Source organism: Pantoea sp. 18059, assembly GCF_902706165.1.
GTDB classification, from domain to species: Bacteria; Pseudomonadota; Gammaproteobacteria; order Enterobacterales; family Enterobacteriaceae; genus Pantoea; species Pantoea agglomerans.
Genome location: NZ_CACSJS010000003.1, coordinates 348,312 through 371,139 on the forward strand (window position 1 = coordinate 348,312; position 22,828 = coordinate 371,139).

Below are 22,828 nucleotides of genomic sequence, written 5' to 3' on the forward strand. Positions count from 1 at the left end.
CGTTTGCCGACTGAGCGGGCTAATCACGCTCCGGCTTGCCGGTTACACTGTGCATGACACGTTAACAACAGGAGTGAGTAATGAAAATTATCGCCAACGGATCGCTGCCTTCGCGTAAAGGACCTGCTGAATATTTTACCGGCACGGTTCGGATTGATGCACCATTCCAGGCAACCGAACCCGCCCGCGTGGGTGGCGCAACGGTGACTTTTGAACCCGGTGCCCGTACCGCATGGCATACCCATCCACTCGGGCAAACCCTGATCGTCACGCATGGCCAGGGCTGGATTCAGTGTGAGGGTGAAGCCATTCAGGTGATGAACACCGGTGATATCGTCTGGATCCCGGAAAACGTGAAGCACTGGCACGGTGCAACGCCGGATAACGCCATGACGCATATTGCTATCGCTGAGTCACTGAACGGCTCGCCGGTTGACTGGCTGGAGCAGGTCAGCGATCAGCAATATCAGCGCTAAATCAGGCGCGTATTCTGTCGCTAGAGTCTGACGTGATCGATCAGCGCCCTCAGCTTGGGGGCCAGATTTTTGCGGCTGGGAAAATAGAGATAGAAGCCGGCAAAGGCAGGCAACCATGCATCGAGCAGGGTCACCAGTTCGCCACGTGCGATGTAAGGCTGGAAGGTTTCTTCCATGCCAAAGCTGATGCCGCCCCCGGCGCAGGCGGTTCGAATCATCACCCCCATGTCATTTGTGGTGAGTTGCGGATTGACGGCAACATCAAACTCGCGTCCCTGCTCTGCGAACTCCCAGCGATAAGGGGCCAGACCAGGCCCTTTTCGCCAGCCGATGCAGCGATGATTGACCAGATCCTGAGGATGTTGCGGCGTGCCTGCGCGAGCCAGATAGGCGGGTGACGCCACCGCCACCTGACGCTGCGCATTGGATACCGGCACCGCAATCATATCCTGAGCAATCACCTCCCCCAGCCGCACACCCGCGTCATAGCCCTGCCCGACAATATCAAACTCCTCATCGGTGACGGTGATATCCACCTCCACCTGCGGATAAGCGGTAATAAAGCTTGCCAGCAGTTCTCCCCCCAGCATCCGCTCAGCAATCGAGGAGATCGCCAGCCGCAGCTGGCCCCGAGGTTCCGCAGCCAGTTCGGCAATATCGGTCACGGCGCGATTGAGCTGGTTGATCGCCGGCGCCACTTCGGCATAGAGCCGCTGTCCGGCTTCTGTCAGCTGAACCGATCGTGTGGTGCGCTGCATCAGCGTGATGTTAAGCCGGTCTTCCAGACGCCGCAGACTCTGGCTGATCGCCGGACGCGTAACACCTAATTGTTCTGCGGCCAGCCGGAAATTTCGCGTCTGCGCCACAATCACAAAAACTTCGAGAGCATTTTTATCGGCATTCATTGGTCAGATTGAGTTACCAGTGCGTAAAGCGTTCGGTGGATTATCTTTATAATCCAGTCGCCGTATGATCGCCAGTGACAACCTGACTGGAGAAACAAAATGACTCAGAAAGTGATTTTAATTACCGGCGCCTCAAGCGGCATCGGGGCAGGCATTGCACGTGAACTGGCGAAAACAGATGTCATTCTGCTGCTGGGTGCGCGGCGGGAAAGCCGCCTGGCCGCGCTGGCTGAAGAGCTGCAGTTCAATGGTGCAGAGGTGGCGATCAAAGCGCTTGATGTAACGCGCCGCGAAGAGATGACGCAGTTCGTTGAGTATGCGCTGGAGAGATGGGGCCGGGTGGATGTAATGATCAATAACGCCGGTATTATGCCCTTGTCACCGATGGCGTCGCTGCGGGTGGAAGAGTGGGAACAGATGATCGACGTAAACATCAAAGGGGTGCTGTATGGCATTGCGTCAGTGTTGCCGACCATGCTGGCCCACCAGCGCGGCCACATCATCAACGTCGCGTCGATAGGGGCGCTGGCCGTGTCGCCCACCGCAGCCGTCTACTGCGCCACTAAGTTTGCGGTGCGGGCGATTTCCGATGGATTACGGCAGGAGAACAGCCAGCTACGGGTGACCTGTGTCCATCCCGGTGTGGTGGAGAGCGAGCTGGCATCAACCATTACCGATCCGGCAGCCGCCGAGGCGATGCAGCACTATCGCGCTATCGCGTTGCAGCCGGACGCCATTGGTCGCGCCGTGCGCTATGCCATTGAACAGCCTGAAGAGGTGGATGTGAACGAAATCGTGGTGCGGCCAACCCGAACGCAGCAGTAAGCAACACGCCCGATGCGCTGTGTGCATCGGGCGGAAGGTTTTACTGTCAGTAGAGGCTTCTGCGGGTACGCTGCACGGTGATGGCGATGGCCGTCAGTGCCACCAGCATCAGAAATATTCCCAGTCCAACCATGGCGTTAAAGCCATAGACTTTGAACAGCAGCAGACCGGCAATACAGCCGCTCAGGAATGAAAACACGGTAGTCAGATGGGTGTGCAGAACCTTCTGGAAAAAGCGACGATCGTCGGTTTCAAGATGCACGGCGTGAGAAGTATGGGCAAAGATCCACGACCCCAGCGCAATACCCGCATCGGTCAGCGTGCCGGTAATGTGGGTCGATCTGACGCGGCCATTGGAGAGCTGCGTCGAGGTCGCATTATGAATCCCCATTAAAAAGCCCAGCATTAACAGCACTTCCCCGTTAAAGCTTGGCCGGTAGAACACGATTTCAAAGATTGATGCCGCCGTCAGTGCCGCCCCTTCCGCCAGAATGATCAGACAGAATATGGTGCGTAACTTATGTTTGATCCCCACTACCACCGCCAGCCGGGCAACGGTGCAGCCCAGCACAAAGGCAATAATCAGTGCCATCAAAAACAGCATGGTATGGAGGTCGCTGGTGGTCACTTCCTGGGAGATTTGCGACGTGTTACCCGTCATATGCGATGGAAAAAATCCAAACGCGCCCAGCGCCATGGCATTAAGGATGCCGGCGGTGGTGGCAAGCACCAGCGCCAGCAGTCGATCTTCGGTATGCGAACGAACTTTCTTCTTTTTTATCAGCACAGGCTTCCCCACCTCAGGTGAATGCAAAACATTCTTATAAGGCTTCAAGCATACAACCTGATGGAAATTATTCCTGTCAGAACCAGATAACTCTGATGAAATAAGCCATTAATTTTGCTGATTTTTATAAAGCTGATTCAGTTTACTTTTAAAAGTGTCAACGACGCGATGATTCACCAGCAGGTGATCACCAGAGAGGCTGATGGTGAACTCAGTCAACGATGAAGAGTTGCGCGCCTGTGGACGTAAAGGAGCGATGTGGTTCAGCATCGTCCGCCACCTGATAGCTGACGCCCGGTGTCAGCACGAAACGGCGACCATCTGCCAGTTCAGTGTGCAACTCACCCGCCATGCACAGCAAAATATGGCCCTTTGTGCACCAGTGATCGGCAACATAGCCTGGTGAATAGTCGACCATCCGCACCCGGATATCGTTAAACTTCACGGTTCGCCAGGTCGCCTGCCCCTGGTCGCCGGGATGAATCGTCTCTTCAATCTGATCCCACTGGGTCAGGCCAAACGGCAGATTTTCAATTTTCATGCGATTCCCTCAAGGCTAAGTGCAGGATAAACGTCAGGCCAGCGCCTGGGTAACAGCCTCTTCTGCGTGGATAAGCGTGGTATCAAACAGTGGCACGCTGGCATCCGTGGCATCCACCAGCAGTGTGATTTCGGTGCAGCCGAGAATAATGGCCTCCGCCCCCTGCGCAACCAGTTGCTGCATGATCTCCCCATAACGGCGACGCGACGCGGGATTGATCTCGCCCAGACAGAGCTCGTGGTAAATCACCTCATGCACAAAAATCCGATCCTCTCTATCAGGCGTGATCACCTCAAGACCAAACTGCTGCTGAAGTCGCCCGCGATAGAAATCCTGTTCCATGGTGAATCGCGTCGCCAGTAATCCGACCTTACGCACCCCGGCCTGCTGAATGCGCCGTCCGGTGGCGTCGGCGATATGCAGCAGCGGGATGCCCGTTGCGGCGCTGATTTGTGCTGCCACTTTATGCATGGTGTTGGTACAGAGTACGATGAACTGCGCGCCAGCCCGTTCCAGATTGCGTGCCGCTTCAGCCATTATCTCTCCCGCCTGCTGCCACTCTCCCGCGGCCTGTAGCTGCTCAATACGCTGAAAATCGACGCTATAGAGCACCAGCTCCGCCGAGTGCAGGCCGCCCAGCCGCTGTTTAACCTGCTGATTGAGAATGCGATAATAGAGCGCGGTAGACTCCCACGACATACCGCCTAACAGACCAATCACTTTCACAATGCACTCCGGGTTCAGGGGTTTTATTCCAGCATGCCAGATCGACATTGATCGGCAACGGCTTTGTTCAGTTGATACTGTTCTGAGGTCTGAAGCGTCGGGCAATCACCATTAACAGCACAACGCCAGCGCTCATGATCAGCCAGGCCTGAGTCATTGACGTTCCGCTATCACGCACCCAGCCTGCCAGCAGCGGCATCAGAGCCGCAATCAGATATCCGCCTCCCTGCACGCGCGACAGCAGAATGCCCGCCTCTCTGGCACTGCGCGCATGATCCAGCGTGACAATCAGCGACAGCGGAAAGAGCGCACCGATGCCCGTACCCAGTAACAGTGAAGAGAGTATCGGCATCGTACCTGGGTAAAAGACCAGACTCAGCAGCCCCAGCAGCAACAGGGCCAGCACGCCGAGCAGCAGCGGACGGCGATCGGGAAAGCGATGTAACGTCGCCGAGACGATGAATCCTGCCACCACTTCGGTTAACGTCAGCGCGGCGAGCAGATAGCCACTGTGGCGAGCACTCCAGCCCAGTTGAATATAGAATGGCGGCAGCCAGGCCAGCACTAATGTATAAGCACCCGTGCCAATGCCGAAAAAGAGCATCAGCAACAGGGTACGCCGCACAGGCAGCGTCGCTGCATCAGAGGCCACGCTCACCTGCGGCGATCGTCTGACTAAAGTCAGCCAGATCAGCAGTGTGACCAGCGTTAACCCGCCGGAAAGCGCCAGCGCGGGTTGCAGGCCCAGCCATGAAAACAGCGGGTCAGCACCGGCAGCAGTCAGTGCCGCGCCCGCCATAATGCCCGTGCTGAACAGCGCCATCAGCGTCGCCGCGGCCTCAGCAAAGCGTTGCCGGATCAGAGCGGGCATCAGCGCCTGTATCACGCCAATTCCTGCGCCCCCCGCCAGCGCGGTGAGCAGCAGCTGAGAGGGAGTAAGCGTAACGCCGCGCCACAGGCAGGCGAACGTCAGACAGAGCAAACCGGCGGCGATTCCCTTTACCGGCCCGATGCGGGCGATCAGCCACGGGCCAGAGAGTGCGGCCAGGCCCATCATCGCCACTGGCAGCGTGGTCAGCAGACTGAACGTCGTCGACGACAATCCGGCCTGCAGTTGCAACACCGGGAACAGCGGGCCGATAATCGCCAGCATAGGTCGCAGATTCAGCCCGATAAGAAAAGCGATCACGGCTAACAGAATGGGGAACAACACCTTATTTTTCATCATCGACGCCTTTACAGAGGATTGACGATGACAGCAACGGGCTGCCACCATTTATCTTAACGTTAAGATAAATTCCCCCCGGTGTTAAGAGGCTGCGCACAACCCGACAACATAACCACAATATTTAAAGGTGATTTATGCATGACCATATTGATTTCGTTGTCAGTCAGTGGGACGACGCGATGCCCGATCTCGACGCCTCTTCAATGCGGATCTTCGGCAGGGTGCTGCGTCTGATGAAACATCTGGCGAAAGCGCGCAGTCAGGCACTGGAGCCTTTTGGTTTTCAGGAGGGAGAATTTGATGTGCTGGCGACATTGCGACGGGCGGGATCGCCTTTTCGCCTGTCGCCCACCCAGCTCTACCAGGCGCTGCTGGTGACTTCCGGTGCGATGACAAATCGTCTGAACCGTCTGGAGCAGCAGCATCTGATTGAGCGTATTGCCGCGCCAGAGGATAAGCGCAGCATGCTGGTCGGGCTGACGCCGCACGGGCAGCAGCAGATTGAGCATGCACTCCGCGTCCATACCGCTACGCAGGAGGCGTTGCTGGCACCGCTTGGCGCTTCAGAGCGTGCCGAACTGGAAAGGTTGCTGAAAACGCTGCTGCTGGCGTGTCCAGGCGAAGCGACCGCCGCAGAATAGCGCCGTCAGCGCTGCAGTTCGGCCACCGTCATGGTGAAGATAACCGGCAGGTGATCGGCGCTGGCATAGGCATGCGGCATATCGGTTCGCGCTACGGCTGCACAGCCCTGCTGCACCACCAGGGTCTGCTCACCCACCGTTAAGGCGAGCGTGCCCTGCTCGACGTGCAACAGTTCGAGCGTGCCTGAAGAGTGACCGGTTGAACGGAAAGCTTCGCCCGCAAACATCTGCCAGCGCCATAGCTCGATCATATCCGGCCCACGGGTTCCCGCCAGCAGCTGCGCATAACCGCCCTGCTCACCCTGCCACAGCCGGGGCATTTCGCTGTTCTCAATCAGCCAGGCGTCAGGCGCATGCGAAACGTTGACGATATCTGCCACCGAGACGCCCAACGCGGCAGCCACTTTACAGAGAATGGCGATGCTGGGATTGGCGGCACCCTTTTCGATCTCCACCAGCATGCCTTTACTGACGCCAGCCCGGCGTGATAACTCATCCAGCGAGAGTTTCTGACTTTTACGCCAGCTTTTGATGCTGTCCGAAACAGCCTGATTGACACTGGCGACATCGGCACCCGCATCGGTCGTTATATTGACTTTTTTGGTCATCGGTCATTACTATGAAATAAATTAGTCACTGAGAGAGTATCCGATGTTATCTGTTCATCCGTCAATCGATCCCACTGTTTTCGCGCTCGCTCCCGGCTTTCGTGCCATGAGTATTGTGGTGGAAGCCACACCGATTACCCGACCAGACGTTGCCAGCGATGCACTGAAAAGCGCATGCCAGCAGGTGTTAAATGATGATGCGACGTGGGCAGACGCGCATCTCGCCGCCTGGGCTGAGGTATTTAAAGCCTTTGGTGCCAAAGCGAAACGTACACCCTGTTCGGCAGAAGCATTGCGTAAGCGTGTGCTGCGGGATGGCGCATTGCCTGCCATCGATCCGGTTGTCGATCTCTATAACGCCATCAGCATTCGTTATGCGCTGCCGGTCGGAGGTGAAAATATCGAGGCCTATGCTGGCGAGCCACGCCTGGTGATAGCTGACGGCAGTGAACGTTTCGATACCGTTAAAGAGGGCGAGGTGGTTTATGAGTCGCCGGAACCGGGCGAAGTGATCTGGCGCGACGATCAGGGCGTGACCTGTCGCCGCTGGAACTGGCGTCAGGGTGTAAGAACCCGACTGGATGCCAGTGCGCAGCAGATGTGGTTCATTCTGGAAAGTCTGCCCGCTATGCCGCTCTCCGCGCTGCAACAGGCCAGCGACGATCTGGTTTCGGGATTACAGCAGATGATGCCGGGTGCGCAAATCAGTACGACGCTGATTGAAGCGCCAGCAAACTGAACATTGCCTCAACAGCGGCTGAACAAGGTTAACGGTGAGCGGAAACTGTGGCAGGATACGCGCCCTGCGTCTGGCCATACCCGGCTGACTTAACGGCACTCAACCGGTGACTAAAATGGCTAAAGTAAAATATATCCTGCCCCTGCTGCTGATCCTCGCCCTGACCGCCTGGTGGTTTATCCCACAGGACAGTGAGGAAGATAAGGCGTATTACGTCGCGGTGTTCTGCGCGATTGATCATGATAGTAAGCAGCCCCTCGACCGGCAGATGCAGAACGTCATTGAAGGCGGCAACTCTGATTATGCGCTGCAAAAAATCACTTATAAACCGGGGCTGGGCAGCAGCGTGATTGCTCGCTGGCAGCAACTGACACCTGATGAGCAACAGCGCGCCGTGCAGGATAACCTCGCCTGCCAGCAATTGCTGAAACGCTGATTTCTGACGGGCGTGTTCATATCGTTATTCATATGATTTCGCGCTGGTCATCATTATGGCCGCGCCCGTCCTGGCTTATCCCTACACATCTGAAATTAAAGTGTTTTTTGTCTACGACTAACAGGTAAGCGGGCTTATGAATCCCTGATAACCTGATGCCGGAAGAATATGGGCTGATGGCTGAGAATCCGGAAATCTCAAAAATTGAGTGAAACAAAAACGGGGATGCTGACAGTGGCACTTACGTCCATAAGCTTTCATTATGAAAAAGCCCGCATTAGCGGGCCCTGAGCGTCATTTCAGTATGTTGTATCTGTAGAGCAAATTTCCGAAATCCTGTTTCATGCTAACGAAAAGAAGAATCTGGATAGTATTGTCCACGAAATCGTACAGAACACGATACTCTCCTTCAACATCAAGACGTTCGCGTAACAAAAGCCCGCGCTCTGAAAGATAAGCATTGTAGCGATACCTTTCAGGATCCTGACTGATATTGTCGACTGAATCCATGAGTAGATTATCGACAAATGCAGCCGCTTGCTGCGCCCCAACTGTTCCGCTCTTATAGGACTCAATGTCCTTGAGACACTGTTCAGCCAGAGGCGCGATTACCAGCTGATATTGTTCTGACACTCAAAGCCTCTCTATTATTTTCTTGCGGCACGTAACCTTCCCAGAACGTCTTCAGGGGTCATGCCTTTGCCATCAGCGACTTCCTTTTTAGCTTGCAAGGCCAGCTTGAAAAGGGCGTTTATGTTTCTTTCCTGCTCGATCTCTCTAATCTCAGCCTGACGCTCAGCAGCAGTCTGGATGAAGAGTTCAGAGACGCCGTTTTTTGTTACGTATACTCCTCCTTCGAAGGCGGCAGCATTTCCGAGACTGTCTCTGGCAAGCTTCTGGGACATGGTTTGATTTGAGTTCATACATGATTTCCGATTAGACAGGACGGGTAAAATCAAAGGGATTGCCGGTAGAGCCATCCAGATTTCATCGTTGATTAAAAAATTTCACAGACCGTAAGATTTGAACTGCCCCTCTCTTTTCCGAGGGTCATAGGATGAATATAACCTACGAGTGAAATCGTGTACATATTTATCCACCCTATCCACGTTACTGAATCTGGATGGCAAGGCATCGTCCTGATAGGTTTAAAATCAGAAGGTAGTCATGCTATTCAATGTATTGTATATAGCACGCAACACAGGCCCGGCGTTGATGTCTGAAATCGACTGAAATCGACTGAAATCGTCAAAAGATCGCCTTAACCACCAGCAATCACCTCTTCTGCCTATTGCCGATTTGTTAACACAACCCGCTATCGACTCTCAGCCTGCTTTAATGCCAGTAGCCTGTATGGTATGAAATCACTTAAAAGAGAAAAATATGACGATGCCAGAACGCAAAAATTACCCGCAACTGGGCGAAGTAAAAGCGCCTTATGTCCACGCAGTGAAGCATGGCGCGACGCTGTATGTCTCAGGACTGACCGCTTTCGGTACGGCGGCTCAGCAGGGAAATATGGCTGAACAGGCAGAGGCTATTTTTGATCAACTCAGGGCGGTTGCCGCAGCTGAGCATACGTCGCTCGCAGCGCTGCTGAAGGTCACGATATTCATCACCTCTTTCACAGAGATCACCGCGCTGCGGGAAGTGCTTTATCGCAACTACGGCGAGCATCTGCCCGCCAGCTCACTGGTACAGGTCAGCGGACTTTTCTCCACTGACCTGCGCATAGAGATTGAAGCCATTTTTGCCCTGTGAGTAGAAAGCAGCGACATTCCCGATGCTAGAGCTGCAGATCCGCGGCGGCTGCGCCCCGCGCCAGATAACCGATGCGATAGACTTCCTGCTCGCCAGCGGGGCGCTGGTGTGAAGCGTTAACGTCTACTCCCTGCCAGCGGCTCACATCCCAGGCGCTGATCCCTGTTGTTACCGGCAGTGTCGTAAGGTCTGAATGCGGTGGAATCGTCCAGCGGTTCAGCGTTATAAAGCGGGCATCGGCCAGATCCGGCATGTGGGTCAGCCCCTCAAGCGCCAGCCAGCTTTCGATGATCGGCCAGCCAAAATCCCTGACCAGCGTCGCAAAGCCAGGACTTTGCAGGAAACGCTGCATACCACTCGCCTCCCGCCAGAAATAGAGCGGCGCATAACGGTTTTCATTCTGTCCGTCATCATCACGGCAAGTGTAAAGATATGCCTTGGCCACCAGCCCTGGAAAGCCATCAAGCCGGGCTCCGTTCAGACTGATGCGCTGTTCGATGATGCCCATGTCGTAGTCAGCGGGCAGGGTAAAACGGTAGTGCATGATAATCATAACGCCTCCTGTGCCAGCATCCGGCCGCCGCTAAAGCTCCACTCTTCGGTGCTGTTAAACTGAATGATGATCATCACGTCGTCAGGATCGATCGCCATCTCCGCCTGAAGCGTCGTACAGAGTGAATGATAAAACTGCTGCTTCTGTTGTCGGGTTCGCGGTCGGCCTGCTGTCACCTGAAACAGCACGAAATTATCGCTACGCCCGCCGCTGAGATAGTGACGATCAAATACCCGCTGTCCGGCGGGCAGCATCTCAATCACCTGAAAGCAATCATGCTCAGGAACGTCAAATTCCGCGACCAGCGCCTGCTGAAGCAGCGTGGAAATCTGATGCAGAGCCGCCTCGCTGTAGCCCTGACGCAGGGTAATTCGGGTAAAGGGCATCAGTGATTATCCTCCAGATAACCCAGCGCGGTGACGGCGGCGGGCCAGCCTGCGTAAAACGCCAGATGCGTGAAGCTCTCCACCAGCTCATCCTGCGTCAGTCCATTTTGCCGGGCGAAATCGATGTGCCACGGCAGCTGCTGGACCCGCCCCAGCGCGGTTAACGTTGCCAGCGTCAGCAGGCTGCGTTCACGCGGTGACAGCAGTTCGCGCTGCCAGATATCGCCAAACAGCACCTGCTGTGTCAGTTCGGCCAGTTTTGGCGCGCGCTGCGCCAGTGTTTCCCGATCAAGCGATTTTTTCATTGCACACTCCTCAGTGGTGAGACAGAGTGTCACTCAGGCCTTCAATCCTGAAAATCAAATTAATCAGCTCTTACCATCCATAATTACAGGACAATAATGAACAAGGTACCGGAGTCCCTCGATATGGATGCGCTGCGCAGTTTCGTCGCGGGCATTGATGCCGGCAGCTTTGCCCTGGCGGCACAGCATCTGTGTCGGTCTGCCTCGGCCGTGAGTGCGCAGCTTAAGAAACTGGAGCAGCAATGCGGCACGGCGCTGGTGATGAAAAAAGGGCGGCATGTGCAGCTGACCCGCAGCGGTGAACAGCTGATGAGTTACGCCAGACGCCTGCTGTCGCTGAACGATGAGACATTGCGGGCAGTGAAAGGCGAAGCGTTACAGGGCGAAATACGCATCGGGATGCAGGAGGATTTTGGCGAGGCATTGATGCCGGACATTCTCGGCGCGTTCAACCGGCAGCATCCGGAGGTGATGCTGACCGCACGCGTCGACAGAAATCTGCCGCTGCTTACGGCGCTGGCCCGTCATGAGCTGGATCTGGCGCTGCTGTGGCAGGCAGAGCAGCAGGCTGGCACGCAGTTAATTGGTCAGTGTCCGTTAGCCTGGATACAGCATCCGGCGTTTGATCTGGCGGGATATCTGCAGCGCGGCGAGCCGCTGCCGCTGGTGGCATTCGATGCGCCGTGTGTCATGCGATCGCGCGCCATCGAGGCGCTGGATAAGGCAGGTATTCCGTGGCGGGTTGTGTTCACCAGCCACAGTCTTAGCGGGATCTGGGCGGCATTACAGGCCGGGCTGGGCATCACCCTGCGCACCCGCGCCGGGTTGCCGGAGACGCTGGTGATTGAATCACACCGGCTGCCAATGCCCGGCTATCTGGGTATCGCGCTCGCCCGCTCAGATCAGGGTGACGATCCGGCGCGAGCACTCTTGCAGCATCTGATCACGCAAGCCGCCCTGCCCTTTATTCAGCGCTGACTGCTGTCTGAAATGCCCGCTGAACCAGAGACGAACAGTATTTTGCTGAGATGTCGCGGTCACCGAACAGAATATGAAACATCACCGGCGCCACGACCACATCGATGATGCGATCAACGTCAAAGCCTGATTCGCCGCGTGCCTCGGCCCGACTTTTCAGTGTTTCAAGATGCTGATAGGTAAACCCACAGCATTTCTGGCTCGCCACTTCAGCCTGACTTCCTATCACATCAGCCAGAAGCTCACGACCGACTTTGGACGACATCTCTTCAGCATACTGCTGGATGAACGCGGTAAGATCGCCGGCCGTCGATCCGGTATCTTCCGGTTCTGCAATGGGCCGCATCCGTGCCACGGCCACATCCGCCAGCAACTGGGACAGATCGCCCCAGCGCCGATAGATCGTGGAAGGTGTCACACCTGCCTGTTCGGCGATCATCGGCACTGTAATAGCTGAACGATCAAGCGTTTCAAGCAAGCGGTTAACGGTGTTATGCACTTCCGCCTGAATACGTGCGCTGCGCCCACCCTGCCGAATCATCTCCCTCGCCATCTCTTTCTCCCGCTTTTATCAGCCTGAACGTCATGGTTAAAGCAACGAAGTTGCATTAACAGATACCGGCAGTGTACCGCATCTCAGGCTGAGCAGGCGCTAATGTGTGCTATCGGGCGATTGAGAATCAAGGCTGCAGTTTACTCAGGACAGATTTAACCGGCTCGGCGGTGAGACGTGACGAACGGTTATCTGATGCGCCTATCCATAAAAGACTGACTGCCATAACTGCTGAAATAAAAATTGTACGAATATCCATAAAGCCTCCCCTGATTAAGGTGGCTAAAGTAATCCACACAGGGGAGTATTAATCGCGGGATAAGAGAGGGTTTAAAGGGACTTTGCGCGAAAAGGTGGCGCAGATTTCGCCACGCCTGAATCACAAACGCGAAAGATCAAACTTATTCGGTAACGATGTTGCCAGCCGCAAGCCAGTCACGTCGTGTCAGGGTGTACATCAGGCTGGGAGGCAACCCCTCAGGATCGTCGACCTTTTTCAAAAAGGTCAGGCCCGCTTTTTCCAGTACCCGCCGCGAAGCCAGATGGTTTTCGCGCGTCACACCCGTAATGATGCTCAGCCCGGCCTCTTCGAATCCGTAGCGAATGGCTCTGCGGGAAAGCTCGGTAGCATACCCTTTTCCCCAGGCAGCAGGCTCAAACCGGTAACCGAGATTATTCGTCTGACGACCGTCAAACTGGCTTCTGAAAACACCGCCAAAACCAATAATTTTATCCGGATGGGCTTTCTCAAATATCGTCCAGTCGCCAAAACCCTGTTCCTGATAGCTCTGTAATATGCGCTCTATGGCCTGAATGGCATACGTTCTGTCGGGCCATGGACCTCGCGGGTTAAATTTATGCGTTTCGGGGTCGCCATAGATTCTGAAGAGGTCGTCAAGATCCTCACGAAGAGTATATCTGTAGAGCAGCCGCTCTGATTCCCAAACCATCCTGCGCTCCTTGTGGGTGCTGAATAAGCAATCTTTACTCTTTATATCAGCAACTTCTGCTGTCACCAACTCTGTTAATACTCTTAACGAACGGCGGCTAATTTCAGTGCGCAAGTCGCGGTTTTCGTGCTCATCTGATTGCAGAAAATGGACCTCTCATCAGAGGCTGTCACTACGTTGTGTTGTGCTTCTGATATTGGTAAAGGGTGGAAAGAGGTTGCCGCCCCAGGTAATAAGCTGTTTTAGCGGCGGGAAGACGGATTCACCTGGGGCGATTGCCATAAAGGGTGGCGCACGGGTTCTGAATACGCTGCATGGGTGTTAAAGTGCTGCTTAAACTGGCGCGTCGGGTCTGTGTAGTCTCACCTTCAGCGTCATGAGGATCTGAATAGTGAAAGGAAAGTGCAAAAATGTCTGAACAGAGCAGCATTATCACTGAACTTACCGAACTTGAAGGTCTTTACGGCACGGTCGCCCGGCCCTCTGTCGCTAAAGAAACCGATCATATTCATCCCGCCTATCGTCCGTTTATCGCCGCCTCGCCTTTTGTGGCGCTGGCAACGTCGGGACCTGAGGGACTGGATGTTTCACCGCGCGGCGATCCGGCCGGATTTATCGAAATCGAAGATGACAAGACCCTGTTATTACCCGACAGACGCGGCAATAACCGCATCGACAGCCTGCGCAACATTCTGCATGACAATCGGGTAGCGCTGCTTTTTCTCATCCCTGGCATTGGCGAGACGTTGCGCGTGAACGGCACGGCAGCAATCAGCACCGACCCGGCGCTGCTTGAGCGCTTTGCCATCAACAATCAGCTGCCAAAAACCGTATTACGCATCACTGTGGAGAGCGTTTTCTTTCAGTGCAGCCGGGCGATTATTCGCTCCGGATTATGGGATGCCGAAACGCAGATCTCACGGCAGTCGCTGCCCAGCACCGGTTCCATCCTCAAACAGATTGCAGAGATTGATGGCGATGCCTACGACAAAGCGCTGCCTGAGAGATTGAAGAACTCGCTTTATTAATCGCCGTTCAGGGCCTGGAGGCTTAACTTCCTCCAGCGTGCTGATGAGTGAAGTACTTATACTTTCGGAACGGAGATCACAGTGCGCCTGCAGTCACGCCTCTAAGCGCAAACTGCGATAGCGTTACGCAAAGCTCTCCAGTATCTGCTTTGCATGCAGGTAGTCGTAAGAGGTCACTTCAATTTTATTATTACTGAGATCGCTGAAATAGACGGACATCGACACGTCGTGGTCACTGACGCTGAAAGGGATTTTATTCTTACGGAGTACAGGCATAAGTTCGTTGAAAAATGATGCTGCCACCCCGAAAGCCACCGTATGGCCTGGTGGCTGAGATTTTCGCAGGAAAAGAGAGAGTGATGCCCTGTTATTTCTTATGACCAGCGGCCCACCCTGTTCAAACCAGAAGTACAGGGAAGGGTCGCGTTCAAAGCCCAGGATCTCGTTGTACCACTTTTCTGCCTGTTCAATATTTTCAACGTAGAGATGGATATGATCGATCTCAGCTATCTTCATCATCTGGCTCCCTGATTGTTATTAACAGTGAGACTCGCCGAAATATTATTGATAAACAACCCGCAAAGCACATAACAACACGTATCAGGAAACGGACAGAGAAGAGCGCAGGAAAGCGGCCCGGAGAGACAAAGCGCAGGCGAAGGGAGAGCGGATGTGAGTTAGCATAAACGAGCCCCATTTGGGGTTGTAACGCTTGCATCAGGTCACACGATCACAATATGGACCAGACCTTTATGCTTTCCAGGAATTTATAATTATTAAGTTTTAACTTTCAGCCAGTGTTGATTTACCGCGGGTCGATAAGGTCTACGACTAAAGACAATATTTCATCCATAACATGTGGCTCAACGGTGGCGGCATAGCTTGCCCTGCGCGCAGTCAGGTCAAGCGAGCGCACCTGATAGCACAGCGCCACGCCGGTCACTTTGCCGGTATCTGTGCTGTTACCGTCCAGATAAACGGTCACGCCCTGTGAGCGTGATGCGCCGCCGCCACTTGTTACCGGCACGCAAACTGCCGTTCCCAAAGCCGCAACCAACTCCCGTTGCGAGATAACAAGGTAATAATGCGGCCCTTTAAACTCTCGCCCTTCAACCGGATCGCCATTAACGTGCCAGATTTCGCCTTTCTGCGGCACTCTCCTTGAAACCATCAGATATGCTCCCTGCCCTGCGTCGCGTCGTTCAGCCCGTCCGCGGCCTCTTCGTTATACTGTTGAATTTCCTGCTGATCGATACCGGCCAGCAACTGAGCAACTGTGCGGCGACCGCGTGGTACACGCGTTACCGGCACAATATTCACGGATTCGCCTTCTGCGGTGACGTCCAGCTCAATGCCAACAGTCCAGCCCGCTCTGGCAGCAATCTCGCTGGGGATAGTCAGCACGACCGCCCCGCCCTGCTGACGAAGTCTTGTTGAAGCCATATCTCCTCCCATGTGTGACTTAGTAACACAAAGCTTACCACAGGGTGACACTAAGTCACACAGCAAAATAGGTTAAAGCAAAGATATTGCATTAAGGCACAGATAGCCGTATACCTTATTAAAAGCTAATACTTTGCATTAAGGTAATTTCATGAACCCCACATTGACGCCTCAGGCTGCTGCCCGCACCACGCTTTTCAGTTTTACCGGTGCGGCGCTGATTTCCGCCACCAGCAGTGCGCCAACGCCGCTCTACCCACTTTATCGCAGCCTGTTCCATTTGACGCCGACCATGCTGACGCTGATCTTTGGTGCCTATGCTTTCGCGTTGCTGGCCGCGCTGCTGACGGTCGGTAAAGTGTCCGACTATACCGGCCGCCGCCCGCTGATGCTGCTGGCGCTGGCGATCAATGCGGTCGCGCTGGTGATCTTTATGTCTGCCAACTCTGCCACCACCTTAATCGCCGCCCGGCTGGTGCAGGGCTTTGCAACCGGTATTGCCTTACCGACCTTTGGTGCCAGCCTGATTGACGCCAGTAAAACCCGTGGGCCACTGCTGAACTCATTCACCGCCTTTCTGGGGATGACGCTGGGCACGCTGGCGGGCGGCATACTGGTCACCTTTGCGCCCTTTCCCACGGTGACGCTTTACGCGCTGCTGCTGATACTGATGCTGGTTGCCATGGCGCTGTTGCCGCTAATACCAGAAACCATTGCGCCTCAGCCGGGTGTTCTGGCCGCACTGCGACCTCAGGTCAGCATACCGCGACGCGCGCTGGGCCCGCTGTTAATGGTGACGCCGGTTAATATCGCAACCTGGATGCTGGGCGGATTTTACCTTTCACTGATGCCCTCAATGGTGGCGAACGCAACCGGCCTGACCTCGCCTTTTATCGGCGGCTCGATTGTGGCGACGCTGATGCTGAGCGCAACGGCAGCAGTATTTCTCTTTCGCCCGTTACCGCCTGCGCGGGCATTAGTTATCGGTACGCTGATGCTGATAGTGGGCGTCAGCGTCACTCTTGCGGGCCTTTCTCTGCACAGCGTGGCCTGGCTCTATCTCGGCACTGCCATTGCGGGTCAGGGATTTGGATCGATTTTCTCCAGCGTGCTGAAGATCATTATGCAGTTAGCTGAAAGTCATGAACGCGCCGGACTGTTCTCCGCCTTTTTGATCAAAAGCTATCTCGCCTTTGCCCTCCCTGCGATTGCCGCCGGAGTGGCAGCGCCGCATATCGGGCTGAACCAGACCGCCTGGTTCTATGGCATGACTATTATCGTGCTGGCACTGGTGTCGCTGCTGGCGATCAGAGGTCGCGCTTTAGCCGGAGCGGCCAGTTAATAAATCCGCCCGACGCGGCCAGATATCTGCCGCGTCATCCACAAACGGCAATTTTCACTTACACTCAACGGATTAATTTCAGGCGCAGTTGCTGCGTGATACCGTGAGTATGATGTCGAAATCCCAATCTGATGCGGTTTTAGCCCGGTTTTCATCCGCCACACGACGCTGGTTTTCTGCCACCTTTGTTGCACCCACGCCGGTGCAGCAGGCGGCATGGCAGGCGATAGCCAGCGGAGAACATGCGCTGGTGATCGCCCCGACCGGTTCAGGGAAGACGCTGGCGGCCTTCCTCACCGCCATCGACACGTTGTTTCAGTTCCGAACCGCGCAGCCCTCACCTGCACGTGAAACGACCACCCGCATTCTCTATATTTCACCGGTTAAAGCGCTGGCCGCGGACGTACAGCGCAACCTTAATCTGCCGCTGGCAGGCGTTTACGCTGAGCGGCAGGCGCTGAATGAGCCAGAGATCACTCTGAATATCGGAATGCGATCCGGCGATACGCCCAGTGCAGAGCGCGCCAGGCTGGTGCGCCGCCCGCCCGATATTCTGATCACCACACCCGAGTCACTGTTTCTGATGCTGACCTCAAAAGCGCGAACGACGCTGCAGGGCGTGACCACGGTCATCGTCGATGAGGTGCATGCGGTGGCGGGATCGAAGCGGGGTTCCCAGCTGGCGCTGAGCCTGGAGAGGCTCGATGCGCTGCTGCCACAGCCCGCCCAGCGTATCGGGCTTTCCGCTACGGTCCGACCGGTTGAGCGGGTGGCCGCCTTCCTTGGCGGCTGTCAGCCCGTTCAGATCGTTAATCCGGCCGCCGACCGGACGCTGCACCTGACCATCGAGGTGCCGGTCGAAGATATGACCGATATTGCCAGCCCCGATGACCTGACCGGTGAAGCCACCTCTGCCAGCGGTTCGATCTGGCCGCACATTGAAGCGCGCATTCTGCAGCAGGTCATGTCCCATCGCGCCACGCTGGTGTTTGTGAATTCGCGTGGCCTGGCGGAAAAGCTGACTGCGCGGCTCAATGCGCGTTATCTGGCGCAGCAGACAACCGCTGGCGATCGGGATGCAGAACCGGACGACAGTGACGATCTTATTGCCCGCTCGCACCACGGGTCCGTCTCGAAGGAGCAGCGAGGCGAGATTGAAGCCGCATTGAAGCTGGGCAGACTGCGCTGCGTGGTGGCGACTTCCAGTCTTGAACTGGGCATTGATATGGGGCCGGTGGATCTGGTGATCCAGGTGGGCGCACCGCTTTCAGTCGCCAGCTCACTGCAGCGCGTGGGACGCGCCGGACATCAGGTTGGCGGCGTATCAACCGGCATCCTGTTTCCGCGCACCCGGCGCGATCTGCTGGATTCGGCCGTCATATTGCAGTCGATGCGTGCGGGCCAGCTCGATGCGCTGGCTCCGCCGCGTAACCCGCTCGATATCCTGGCGCAGCAAACCCTGGCGGCCGTCGCAATGGATCCCTTACAGGTCGATGATTGGTATGCGCAGGTCTGTCGGGCCGATCCGTTTCGCACTCTGTCGCGTCGGCTGTTTGATGCCACGCTCGATATGCTGGCGGGTAAGTTTCCCTCAGACGCTTTTGCTCAGCTACGGCCGCAGCTGGTGTGGGATCGTCAGAGCGGACTGCTGACGCCGCGACCCGGCGCTCAGCATCTGGCCGTGACCAGCGGCGGCACCATTCCCGATCGCGGCATGTTCAGCGTCATTCTGCCGGAAGGCGAAGAGCAGGCTGGCTCACGTCGTGTCGGCGAACTGGATGAAGAGATGGTCTATGAGTCGCGGGTCAATGACATTATTACCCTGGGCGCAACGTCGTGGCGGATTCAGCAGATTACCCACGACCAGGTACTGGTGGTACCTGCGCCAGGCCGTCCGGCTCGTCTGCTTTTCTGGCGCGGAGAAGGTGTGGGCCGCTCGGCCGATTCGGGTGCCAGCCTCGGGCTGTTTCTGCGTCATCTGAGTACGGCTTCACCGGTGGACGCGCAGGAGCAGTTGCGCGCGCTGGGGCTGGATGCCCGCGCAGTCACAAATCTGCTGGCTTTGCTGGCTGAACAACGCACCGCGACCGGCGTACTGCCGGACGATCGCACATTGCTGATCGAACGCTGCCGTGACGAAATCGGCGACTGGCGGGTGATCCTGCATTCGCCCTGGGGAAAGCGGGTCAATGCGCCCTGGGCGCTGGCGATTGCCGCCCGAATCCAGCAACGCCTGGGCATTGATGCTTCTGTTGCGGCCAGCGATGACGGCATCGTGGCCCGCTTTCCCGCCAGTGAGGGAGTGTTACCCGGCGCTGACCTGTTTATGTTCGACGCCGGCCAGTTGACCCGGGAGATCACTGAGAGTGTCGGTCAGTCGGCGCTGTTTGCCGCCCGCTTCCGTGAATGTGCCTCACGCGCTCTGCTGCTGCCGAGGCGTAATCCGGGCAAACGTTCGCCGCTCTGGCAGCAGCGGCTGCGCGCCGGTCAGTTGCTGGAAGTTGCACGACAGTATGACGATTTCCCCATCCTTATCGAAACCGCACGCGAATGTCTGCAGGATGTCTACGATCTGCCTGCCCTGCACCAGCTGATGGAACAGATGGCACAGGGAAAGATAAAGCTGGTCGAGGTGACGACCGAACAGCCCTCCCCTTTTGCCGCGCCGCTGCTGTTTGGCTATGTTGCAGAGTTTATTTACGCCAGCGACGCCCCTCAGGCAGAACGGCGCGCCTCACTGCTGGCGCTCGACAGTAACCTGCTGGGTGAGCTGCTCGGCCAGACCAGCAAGCGTGATTTGCTGGCACCTGACGTCGTTGAGCAGGTTGAACAGGAACTGCAGCGCATTGATTCCCGCTATCAGGCACAACACGCCGAAGGCATTATCGATCTGCTGCGCGATCTTGGCCCGCTCCCGGTTGCCGGTATTGCGGCACGTTTCAGTGGCAACGCCCAGCAGATCGCGGAAGCCATAACGCAGTTCGCTGCCGCGCAGCGAATGATTACGGTCACCCTTGCCGGTGAAGAGCGCTGGGCGATCATTGAAGATGCAGCCCGCCTGCGCGATGCACTGGCCGTTGTACTGCCTGACGATCTGCCCGAAACATTTCTGGAGCCGCAGGCCGATCCGCTACGCGATCTCATTAACCGCTACGCCCGAACCCATACCCTGTTCACTGCCCGACAGCTGGCCACGTATTTTGGTCTGGGTATCGCCATTGTGAATGAGGTGCTGCTTTCCCTGCATCAGCAGGGCAACCTGCTCAATATGGGTTCGCCAGAGGGCGCATCGGAAACGGAGTGGGTTTCCATTGAGATCTTCAAACGGTTACGCTTACGTTCACTGCAATCAGCACGTGAAGCAACCCGGCCTGTTCCACCTGCCGCCTGGATCAACCTGCTGCTGGAGCGTCACGGTGTGCTTAACACGCAGCGTGAAGAGCATCACGGGGTTAACGGGCTGTTGCGGGTAGTTGAGCAACTTGCGGGCGTGCCGCTACCGGCCTCGCTGTGGGAGTCACAAATCCTGCGCGCCAGGATAGCCGACTATCAGCCCGCGATGCTTGATGAACTGTTAGCCAGTGGCGAGGTTACCTGGTGTGGACATAAAGCGCTGGGTCAGAATGATGGGTTGATTTCGCTGCACCTCACGGAATATGCCGCTGAAACACTGCCGGTGATTGACACCACACAGCCTCTGACGCCGATTCAGCAGGCGACTCTCGACGCACTGAGCCGGGGTGGCTCGTGGTTTGTTCATGAGATCATGGCACAGATGGACGAGGCAGAGACGCAAACCACCGACGTTTATGCTGCCCTGTGGCAACTGGTGTGGCAAGGCTATGTCACCGCCGATAGCTGGATTGCGGTGCGTGGGCTGCTGACCACGCCAGGCGCCCCCCGTTCACGTCCCGCGCGTTCCCTGCGCACCCGTTTTGGTCAGCGCTTCACCCCGGGCGCACTTTCTGCACGCCGACCGGCGGTCAACACGCTGGCTGGTCGCTGGTCGCGGGTTAACCGACAGGAGGTTGCTCCTGCCCGGCTGGCCCTGTCGCTGGTGGAAAATCTTCTCGACCGTTATGGGGTGATCAGCCGGGGTAGCGCGATATCGGAGCAGATCCCGGGAGGATTCCCCGTGTTACAGCCGGTATTACGCAGCATGGAAGATGCCGGACGGCTGCTGCGTGGCCGGTTTGTCGCTGGTGCGGGCGGCGCGCAGTTTGCCGACCATAACACCATTGAGCGGCTGCGGGAGCTGGCAGAAAAGCCGCTGACCGCGACAGAGGCGGTGGCGCTGGCCGCACCGGACCCGGCGAATCCGTTTGGCGCGTTACTGAGCTGGCCGCTCCACGCCAGCGGCATCCGCCCGACCCGCCGTCAGGGAGGTCGCGTGGTGATTGCAGGCGGCGCGCTGGTACTCTACCTGACGCCGGGAGGCAAAGAGTTGCTGACATTCACCGACGATCCCGCGCTGCAGCAGGTCGCGGTGGCAGCGCTGGGCCTGGCACTGAAGCGTGAAAAGCCCGCGAGTTTCACGCTTGAGAAGGTAGATGGTGAACCGGTTTCGCGGTCACCGCTGCTTAACGCGTTGCGACATGCCGGATTTTCACGGGTGCCACAGGGGTTTAACTGGTATAGCTGAGTTGTTTTCGCGCCCGTTTTTTTCGCGCACAAAGTCGATAAATGCCTGAAGCGGGGCGGGGATCAGGCGGCGATCGTTGTAATAGAGCCACGGACCGGAGAAAGTCAGCCACCAGGGTTGCAGCAGCGGTTCCAGCCTGCCGCTGTCAAGGGCTGGCCTGAGCCACTCGTCAAACAGATATATCACGCCGCTTCCGGCGATGGCCGCCTCCACCGCCAGATCCATTGCGCCACCGACCGAAACCACCAGCGGCCCGCTGGTTTCAACGCTGATCTCTTCGCCCTCGTGGCTGAAGGTCCAGTCAGCCATGAGGCCGCTGGCATAACGGCCACGCAGACAGCGATGATGGATCAGATCGCGCGGATGTTCCGGTCGGCCATGTTCTGCCAGATAAGCCGGAGAAGCCGCCAGCGCGAACTGTTGCTGTCTGGGGCCAATTGGCATCGCCACCATATCCTGCTCCAGCCGCTCATCATAACGAATCCCGGCGTCACAACCGTCACGAAAGACATCCTGCACGCTGCTCTCCGCCACAATTTCCAGCCGGATGTCGGGATAACGCTGCAAAAATTCCGGCACCAGCGCGGGCAGCACCAGCCGGGTTGCACTGACCGGCACATTCAGCCGCAGCGTGCCACCAGGGGTGTTACGGTAGCGATTAACCGCATCCAGCGCGGCGTTAACTTCATTGATCGCGGGCAGCAGACGTTCCATCAGCGCCCTGCCCGCTTCGGTTAATACCACGGTGCGGGTGGTACGGTGAAACAGACGAATACCCAGCTGTTGTTCCGCCCGTCGTACCGCATCGCTCAGGCGTGACGCATTGCTGCCGGTGACGCGTGCCGCTTCCCTAAACCCTCCCGCTTTTGCCACCGCCACGACGGCATCCAGCAGCGCCATATCGATCGCCATTGTGCATCACCCCGTACAGTCTGTCCTGATTTCACCGGATAGTTGCACAGCTGAATCACCGTT

General features: G+C 56.6%; 28 protein-coding genes. 10 read left to right on the forward strand and 18 right to left on the reverse strand.

What is annotated here, in order from left to right; all coding sequences use genetic code 11:
- The first annotated feature begins 80 nt into the window (after positions 1-80).
- Positions 81-476 (forward strand): cupin domain-containing protein, encoded by a 396-nt coding sequence (locus GVJ63_RS11095; RefSeq protein ID WP_010246880.1) that lies wholly within the window; start codon positions 81-83, stop codon positions 474-476.
- Between the two features lie 20 nt (positions 477-496).
- Here the strand turns inward: GVJ63_RS11095 and GVJ63_RS11100 are convergent, their stop codons facing one another.
- Positions 497-1,381, reverse strand: coding sequence for a LysR family transcriptional regulator (locus tag GVJ63_RS11100; protein WP_010246879.1), 885 nt, complete (start codon positions 1,379-1,381; stop codon positions 497-499).
- 99 nt (positions 1,382-1,480) lie between these two features.
- Between GVJ63_RS11100 and GVJ63_RS11105 the strand changes: the two genes are divergently transcribed.
- Positions 1,481-2,206 carry an SDR family oxidoreductase gene (locus GVJ63_RS11105; protein ID WP_010246877.1) on the forward strand — a complete coding sequence of 242 codons (726 nt, stop codon included), beginning with the start codon at positions 1,481-1,483 and terminating at the stop codon, positions 2,204-2,206.
- A gap of 46 nt (positions 2,207-2,252) precedes the next feature.
- On the opposite strand, the gene GVJ63_RS11110 is transcribed toward GVJ63_RS11105, so the two are convergent.
- From GVJ63_RS11110 to GVJ63_RS11125, 4 genes are all read right to left on the reverse strand, one after another.
- A complete protein-coding gene (locus tag GVJ63_RS11110) occupies positions 2,253-2,993 on the reverse strand; it encodes a YoaK family protein (RefSeq protein WP_010670564.1) in 741 nt (246 codons plus the stop codon).
- 211 nt (positions 2,994-3,204) lie between these two features.
- Positions 3,205-3,534 carry a DHCW motif cupin fold protein gene (locus GVJ63_RS11115; RefSeq protein WP_010670565.1) on the reverse strand — a complete coding sequence of 110 codons (330 nt, stop codon included), beginning with the start codon at positions 3,532-3,534 and terminating at the stop codon, positions 3,205-3,207.
- Between the two features lie 33 nt (positions 3,535-3,567).
- On the reverse strand, positions 3,568-4,260 hold the full coding sequence (locus GVJ63_RS11120) for an aspartate/glutamate racemase family protein (RefSeq protein WP_159226861.1): 693 nt from the start codon (positions 4,258-4,260) through the stop codon (positions 3,568-3,570).
- Positions 4,261-4,327: 67 nt separating this feature from the next.
- Positions 4,328-5,485: an MFS transporter gene (locus tag GVJ63_RS11125; protein WP_159226935.1), complete on the reverse strand. Its 1,158-nt coding sequence runs from the start codon at positions 5,483-5,485 to the stop codon at positions 4,328-4,330.
- A gap of 137 nt (positions 5,486-5,622) precedes the next feature.
- On the opposite strand from GVJ63_RS11125, the gene GVJ63_RS11130 reads away from it, so the two are divergent.
- Complete coding sequence (locus GVJ63_RS11130) at positions 5,623-6,129, forward strand: MarR family winged helix-turn-helix transcriptional regulator (protein ID WP_022624551.1); 507 nt, start codon at positions 5,623-5,625, stop codon at positions 6,127-6,129.
- Positions 6,130-6,134: 5 nt separating this feature from the next.
- Here the strand turns inward: GVJ63_RS11130 and GVJ63_RS11135 are convergent, their stop codons facing one another.
- Complete coding sequence (locus GVJ63_RS11135; protein WP_061902327.1) at positions 6,135-6,737, reverse strand: helix-turn-helix domain-containing protein; 603 nt, start codon at positions 6,735-6,737, stop codon at positions 6,135-6,137.
- A gap of 43 nt (positions 6,738-6,780) precedes the next feature.
- Between GVJ63_RS11135 and GVJ63_RS11140 the strand changes: the two genes are divergently transcribed.
- Both GVJ63_RS11140 and GVJ63_RS11145 read left to right on the forward strand, forming a co-directional pair.
- Positions 6,781-7,476: a B3/4 domain-containing protein gene (locus GVJ63_RS11140; protein ID WP_061902326.1), complete on the forward strand. Its 696-nt coding sequence runs from the start codon at positions 6,781-6,783 to the stop codon at positions 7,474-7,476.
- A 115-nt stretch (positions 7,477-7,591) separates the two neighbouring features.
- Positions 7,592-7,912, forward strand: coding sequence for a hypothetical protein (locus GVJ63_RS11145; RefSeq protein WP_010670571.1), 321 nt, complete (start codon positions 7,592-7,594; stop codon positions 7,910-7,912).
- 294 nt (positions 7,913-8,206) lie between these two features.
- Here GVJ63_RS11145 and GVJ63_RS11150 read toward each other — a convergent pair whose 3' ends face one another.
- Complete coding sequence (locus GVJ63_RS11150; RefSeq protein WP_010246865.1) at positions 8,207-8,545, reverse strand: type II toxin-antitoxin system RelE/ParE family toxin; 339 nt, start codon at positions 8,543-8,545, stop codon at positions 8,207-8,209.
- Between the two features lie 14 nt (positions 8,546-8,559).
- Positions 8,560-8,835: a hypothetical protein gene (locus GVJ63_RS11155; protein WP_010246864.1), complete on the reverse strand. Its 276-nt coding sequence runs from the start codon at positions 8,833-8,835 to the stop codon at positions 8,560-8,562.
- Between the two features lie 460 nt (positions 8,836-9,295).
- On the opposite strand from GVJ63_RS11155, the gene GVJ63_RS11160 reads away from it, so the two are divergent.
- Positions 9,296-9,673, forward strand: coding sequence for a RidA family protein (locus GVJ63_RS11160; protein WP_137241050.1), 378 nt, complete (start codon positions 9,296-9,298; stop codon positions 9,671-9,673).
- 25 nt (positions 9,674-9,698) lie between these two features.
- Here GVJ63_RS11160 and GVJ63_RS11165 read toward each other — a convergent pair whose 3' ends face one another.
- From GVJ63_RS11165 to GVJ63_RS11175, 3 genes are read right to left on the reverse strand one after another with little or no spacing between them, the layout of a single operon-like run.
- A complete protein-coding gene (locus GVJ63_RS11165) occupies positions 9,699-10,226 on the reverse strand; it encodes a DUF4865 family protein (RefSeq protein ID WP_010246862.1) in 528 nt (175 codons plus the stop codon).
- Positions 10,223-10,612: a tautomerase family protein gene (locus GVJ63_RS11170; protein ID WP_045139977.1), complete on the reverse strand. Its 390-nt coding sequence runs from the start codon at positions 10,610-10,612 to the stop codon at positions 10,223-10,225. Before GVJ63_RS11170 ends, GVJ63_RS11165 begins: the two co-directional genes overlap by 4 nt.
- Positions 10,612-10,917, reverse strand: coding sequence for a carboxymuconolactone decarboxylase family protein (locus GVJ63_RS11175; protein ID WP_010246860.1), 306 nt, complete (start codon positions 10,915-10,917; stop codon positions 10,612-10,614). Before GVJ63_RS11175 ends, GVJ63_RS11170 begins: the two co-directional genes overlap by 1 nt.
- Before the next feature lie 96 nt (positions 10,918-11,013).
- Between GVJ63_RS11175 and GVJ63_RS11180 the strand changes: the two genes are divergently transcribed.
- Positions 11,014-11,895: a LysR substrate-binding domain-containing protein gene (locus GVJ63_RS11180; protein WP_033779946.1), complete on the forward strand. Its 882-nt coding sequence runs from the start codon at positions 11,014-11,016 to the stop codon at positions 11,893-11,895.
- Here the strand turns inward: GVJ63_RS11180 and GVJ63_RS11185 are convergent.
- From GVJ63_RS11185 to GVJ63_RS11190, 3 genes are all read right to left on the reverse strand, one after another.
- Positions 11,882-12,448 carry a TetR/AcrR family transcriptional regulator gene (locus tag GVJ63_RS11185; protein WP_022624560.1) on the reverse strand — a complete coding sequence of 189 codons (567 nt, stop codon included), beginning with the start codon at positions 12,446-12,448 and terminating at the stop codon, positions 11,882-11,884. The genes GVJ63_RS11180 and GVJ63_RS11185 overlap by 14 nt on opposite strands.
- Positions 12,449-12,575: 127 nt before the next feature.
- Positions 12,576-12,707, reverse strand: coding sequence for a hypothetical protein (locus tag GVJ63_RS22490; RefSeq protein ID WP_022624561.1), 132 nt, complete (start codon positions 12,705-12,707; stop codon positions 12,576-12,578).
- A gap of 142 nt (positions 12,708-12,849) precedes the next feature.
- A complete protein-coding gene (locus GVJ63_RS11190; RefSeq protein ID WP_010670580.1) occupies positions 12,850-13,398 on the reverse strand; it encodes a GNAT family N-acetyltransferase in 549 nt (182 codons plus the stop codon).
- 410 nt (positions 13,399-13,808) lie between these two features.
- Between GVJ63_RS11190 and GVJ63_RS11195 the strand changes: the two genes are divergently transcribed.
- Positions 13,809-14,426 (forward strand): pyridoxamine 5'-phosphate oxidase family protein, encoded by a 618-nt coding sequence (locus GVJ63_RS11195; protein ID WP_010246855.1) that lies wholly within the window; start codon positions 13,809-13,811, stop codon positions 14,424-14,426.
- 123 nt (positions 14,427-14,549) lie between these two features.
- On the opposite strand, the gene GVJ63_RS11200 is transcribed toward GVJ63_RS11195, so the two are convergent.
- The 3 genes from GVJ63_RS11200 to GVJ63_RS11210 form a co-directional block, all read right to left on the reverse strand.
- Positions 14,550-14,942, reverse strand: a complete 393-nt coding sequence (locus GVJ63_RS11200) for a VOC family protein (protein ID WP_010246853.1) — start codon at positions 14,940-14,942, stop codon at positions 14,550-14,552.
- 289 nt (positions 14,943-15,231) lie between these two features.
- Positions 15,232-15,597, reverse strand: coding sequence for a type II toxin-antitoxin system PemK/MazF family toxin (locus GVJ63_RS11205; RefSeq protein ID WP_029519587.1), 366 nt, complete (start codon positions 15,595-15,597; stop codon positions 15,232-15,234).
- Positions 15,597-15,869 carry an antitoxin gene (locus GVJ63_RS11210; RefSeq protein WP_033773606.1) on the reverse strand — a complete coding sequence of 91 codons (273 nt, stop codon included), beginning with the start codon at positions 15,867-15,869 and terminating at the stop codon, positions 15,597-15,599. Before GVJ63_RS11210 ends, GVJ63_RS11205 begins: the two co-directional genes overlap by 1 nt.
- 151 nt (positions 15,870-16,020) lie before the next feature.
- On the opposite strand from GVJ63_RS11210, the gene GVJ63_RS11215 reads away from it, so the two are divergent.
- Together GVJ63_RS11215 and GVJ63_RS11220 are read left to right on the forward strand one after the other, a co-directional pair.
- On the forward strand, positions 16,021-17,211 hold the full coding sequence (locus GVJ63_RS11215; protein ID WP_022624565.1) for an MFS transporter: 1,191 nt from the start codon (positions 16,021-16,023) through the stop codon (positions 17,209-17,211).
- 109 nt (positions 17,212-17,320) lie between these two features.
- Positions 17,321-21,853, forward strand: a complete 4,533-nt coding sequence (locus tag GVJ63_RS11220) for an ATP-dependent helicase (RefSeq protein ID WP_200843118.1) — start codon at positions 17,321-17,323, stop codon at positions 21,851-21,853.
- Here GVJ63_RS11220 and GVJ63_RS11225 read toward each other — a convergent pair.
- On the reverse strand, positions 21,818-22,765 hold the full coding sequence (locus tag GVJ63_RS11225; protein ID WP_159226862.1) for a LysR family transcriptional regulator: 948 nt from the start codon (positions 22,763-22,765) through the stop codon (positions 21,818-21,820). The genes GVJ63_RS11220 and GVJ63_RS11225 overlap by 36 nt on opposite strands.
- Positions 22,766-22,828: the final 63 nt, after the last annotated feature.

Excerpts from the sequence above, each read along its gene's own strand:
- GVJ63_RS11095 (WP_010246880.1), top strand. The coding sequence starts at position 81 with ATGAAAATTATCGCCAACGGATCGCTGCCTTCGCGTAAAGGACCTGCT.
- GVJ63_RS11100 (WP_010246879.1), bottom strand. The coding sequence starts at position 1,381 with ATGAATGCCGATAAAAATGCTCTCGAAGTTTTTGTGATTGTGGCGCAG.
- GVJ63_RS11105 (WP_010246877.1), top strand. The coding sequence starts at position 1,481 with ATGACTCAGAAAGTGATTTTAATTACCGGCGCCTCAAGCGGCATCGGG.
- GVJ63_RS11115 (WP_010670565.1), bottom strand. The coding sequence starts at position 3,534 with ATGAAAATTGAAAATCTGCCGTTTGGCCTGACCCAGTGGGATCAGATT.
- GVJ63_RS11125 (WP_159226935.1), bottom strand. The coding sequence starts at position 5,485 with ATGAAAAATAAGGTGTTGTTCCCCATTCTGTTAGCCGTGATCGCTTTT.
- GVJ63_RS11130 (WP_022624551.1), top strand. The coding sequence starts at position 5,623 with ATGCATGACCATATTGATTTCGTTGTCAGTCAGTGGGACGACGCGATG.
- GVJ63_RS11135 (WP_061902327.1), bottom strand. The coding sequence starts at position 6,737 with ATGACCAAAAAAGTCAATATAACGACCGATGCGGGTGCCGATGTCGCC.
- GVJ63_RS11140 (WP_061902326.1), top strand. The coding sequence starts at position 6,781 with ATGTTATCTGTTCATCCGTCAATCGATCCCACTGTTTTCGCGCTCGCT.
- GVJ63_RS11145 (WP_010670571.1), top strand. The coding sequence starts at position 7,592 with ATGGCTAAAGTAAAATATATCCTGCCCCTGCTGCTGATCCTCGCCCTG.
- GVJ63_RS11155 (WP_010246864.1), bottom strand. The coding sequence starts at position 8,835 with ATGAACTCAAATCAAACCATGTCCCAGAAGCTTGCCAGAGACAGTCTC.
- GVJ63_RS11160 (WP_137241050.1), top strand. The coding sequence starts at position 9,296 with ATGACGATGCCAGAACGCAAAAATTACCCGCAACTGGGCGAAGTAAAA.
- GVJ63_RS11165 (WP_010246862.1), bottom strand. The coding sequence starts at position 10,226 with ATGATTATCATGCACTACCGTTTTACCCTGCCCGCTGACTACGACATG.
- GVJ63_RS11170 (WP_045139977.1), bottom strand. The coding sequence starts at position 10,612 with ATGCCCTTTACCCGAATTACCCTGCGTCAGGGCTACAGCGAGGCGGCT.
- GVJ63_RS11175 (WP_010246860.1), bottom strand. The coding sequence starts at position 10,917 with ATGAAAAAATCGCTTGATCGGGAAACACTGGCGCAGCGCGCGCCAAAA.
- GVJ63_RS11180 (WP_033779946.1), top strand. The coding sequence starts at position 11,014 with ATGAACAAGGTACCGGAGTCCCTCGATATGGATGCGCTGCGCAGTTTC.
- GVJ63_RS11185 (WP_022624560.1), bottom strand. The coding sequence starts at position 12,448 with ATGGCGAGGGAGATGATTCGGCAGGGTGGGCGCAGCGCACGTATTCAG.
- GVJ63_RS22490 (WP_022624561.1), bottom strand. The coding sequence starts at position 12,707 with ATGGATATTCGTACAATTTTTATTTCAGCAGTTATGGCAGTCAGTCTT.
- GVJ63_RS11190 (WP_010670580.1), bottom strand. The coding sequence starts at position 13,398 with ATGGTTTGGGAATCAGAGCGGCTGCTCTACAGATATACTCTTCGTGAG.
- GVJ63_RS11195 (WP_010246855.1), top strand. The coding sequence starts at position 13,809 with ATGTCTGAACAGAGCAGCATTATCACTGAACTTACCGAACTTGAAGGT.
- GVJ63_RS11200 (WP_010246853.1), bottom strand. The coding sequence starts at position 14,942 with ATGAAGATAGCTGAGATCGATCATATCCATCTCTACGTTGAAAATATT.
- GVJ63_RS11205 (WP_029519587.1), bottom strand. The coding sequence starts at position 15,597 with ATGGTTTCAAGGAGAGTGCCGCAGAAAGGCGAAATCTGGCACGTTAAT.
- GVJ63_RS11210 (WP_033773606.1), bottom strand. The coding sequence starts at position 15,869 with ATGGCTTCAACAAGACTTCGTCAGCAGGGCGGGGCGGTCGTGCTGACT.
- GVJ63_RS11215 (WP_022624565.1), top strand. The coding sequence starts at position 16,021 with ATGAACCCCACATTGACGCCTCAGGCTGCTGCCCGCACCACGCTTTTC.
- GVJ63_RS11220 (WP_200843118.1), top strand. The coding sequence starts at position 17,321 with ATGATGTCGAAATCCCAATCTGATGCGGTTTTAGCCCGGTTTTCATCC.
- GVJ63_RS11225 (WP_159226862.1), bottom strand. The coding sequence starts at position 22,765 with ATGGCGATCGATATGGCGCTGCTGGATGCCGTCGTGGCGGTGGCAAAA.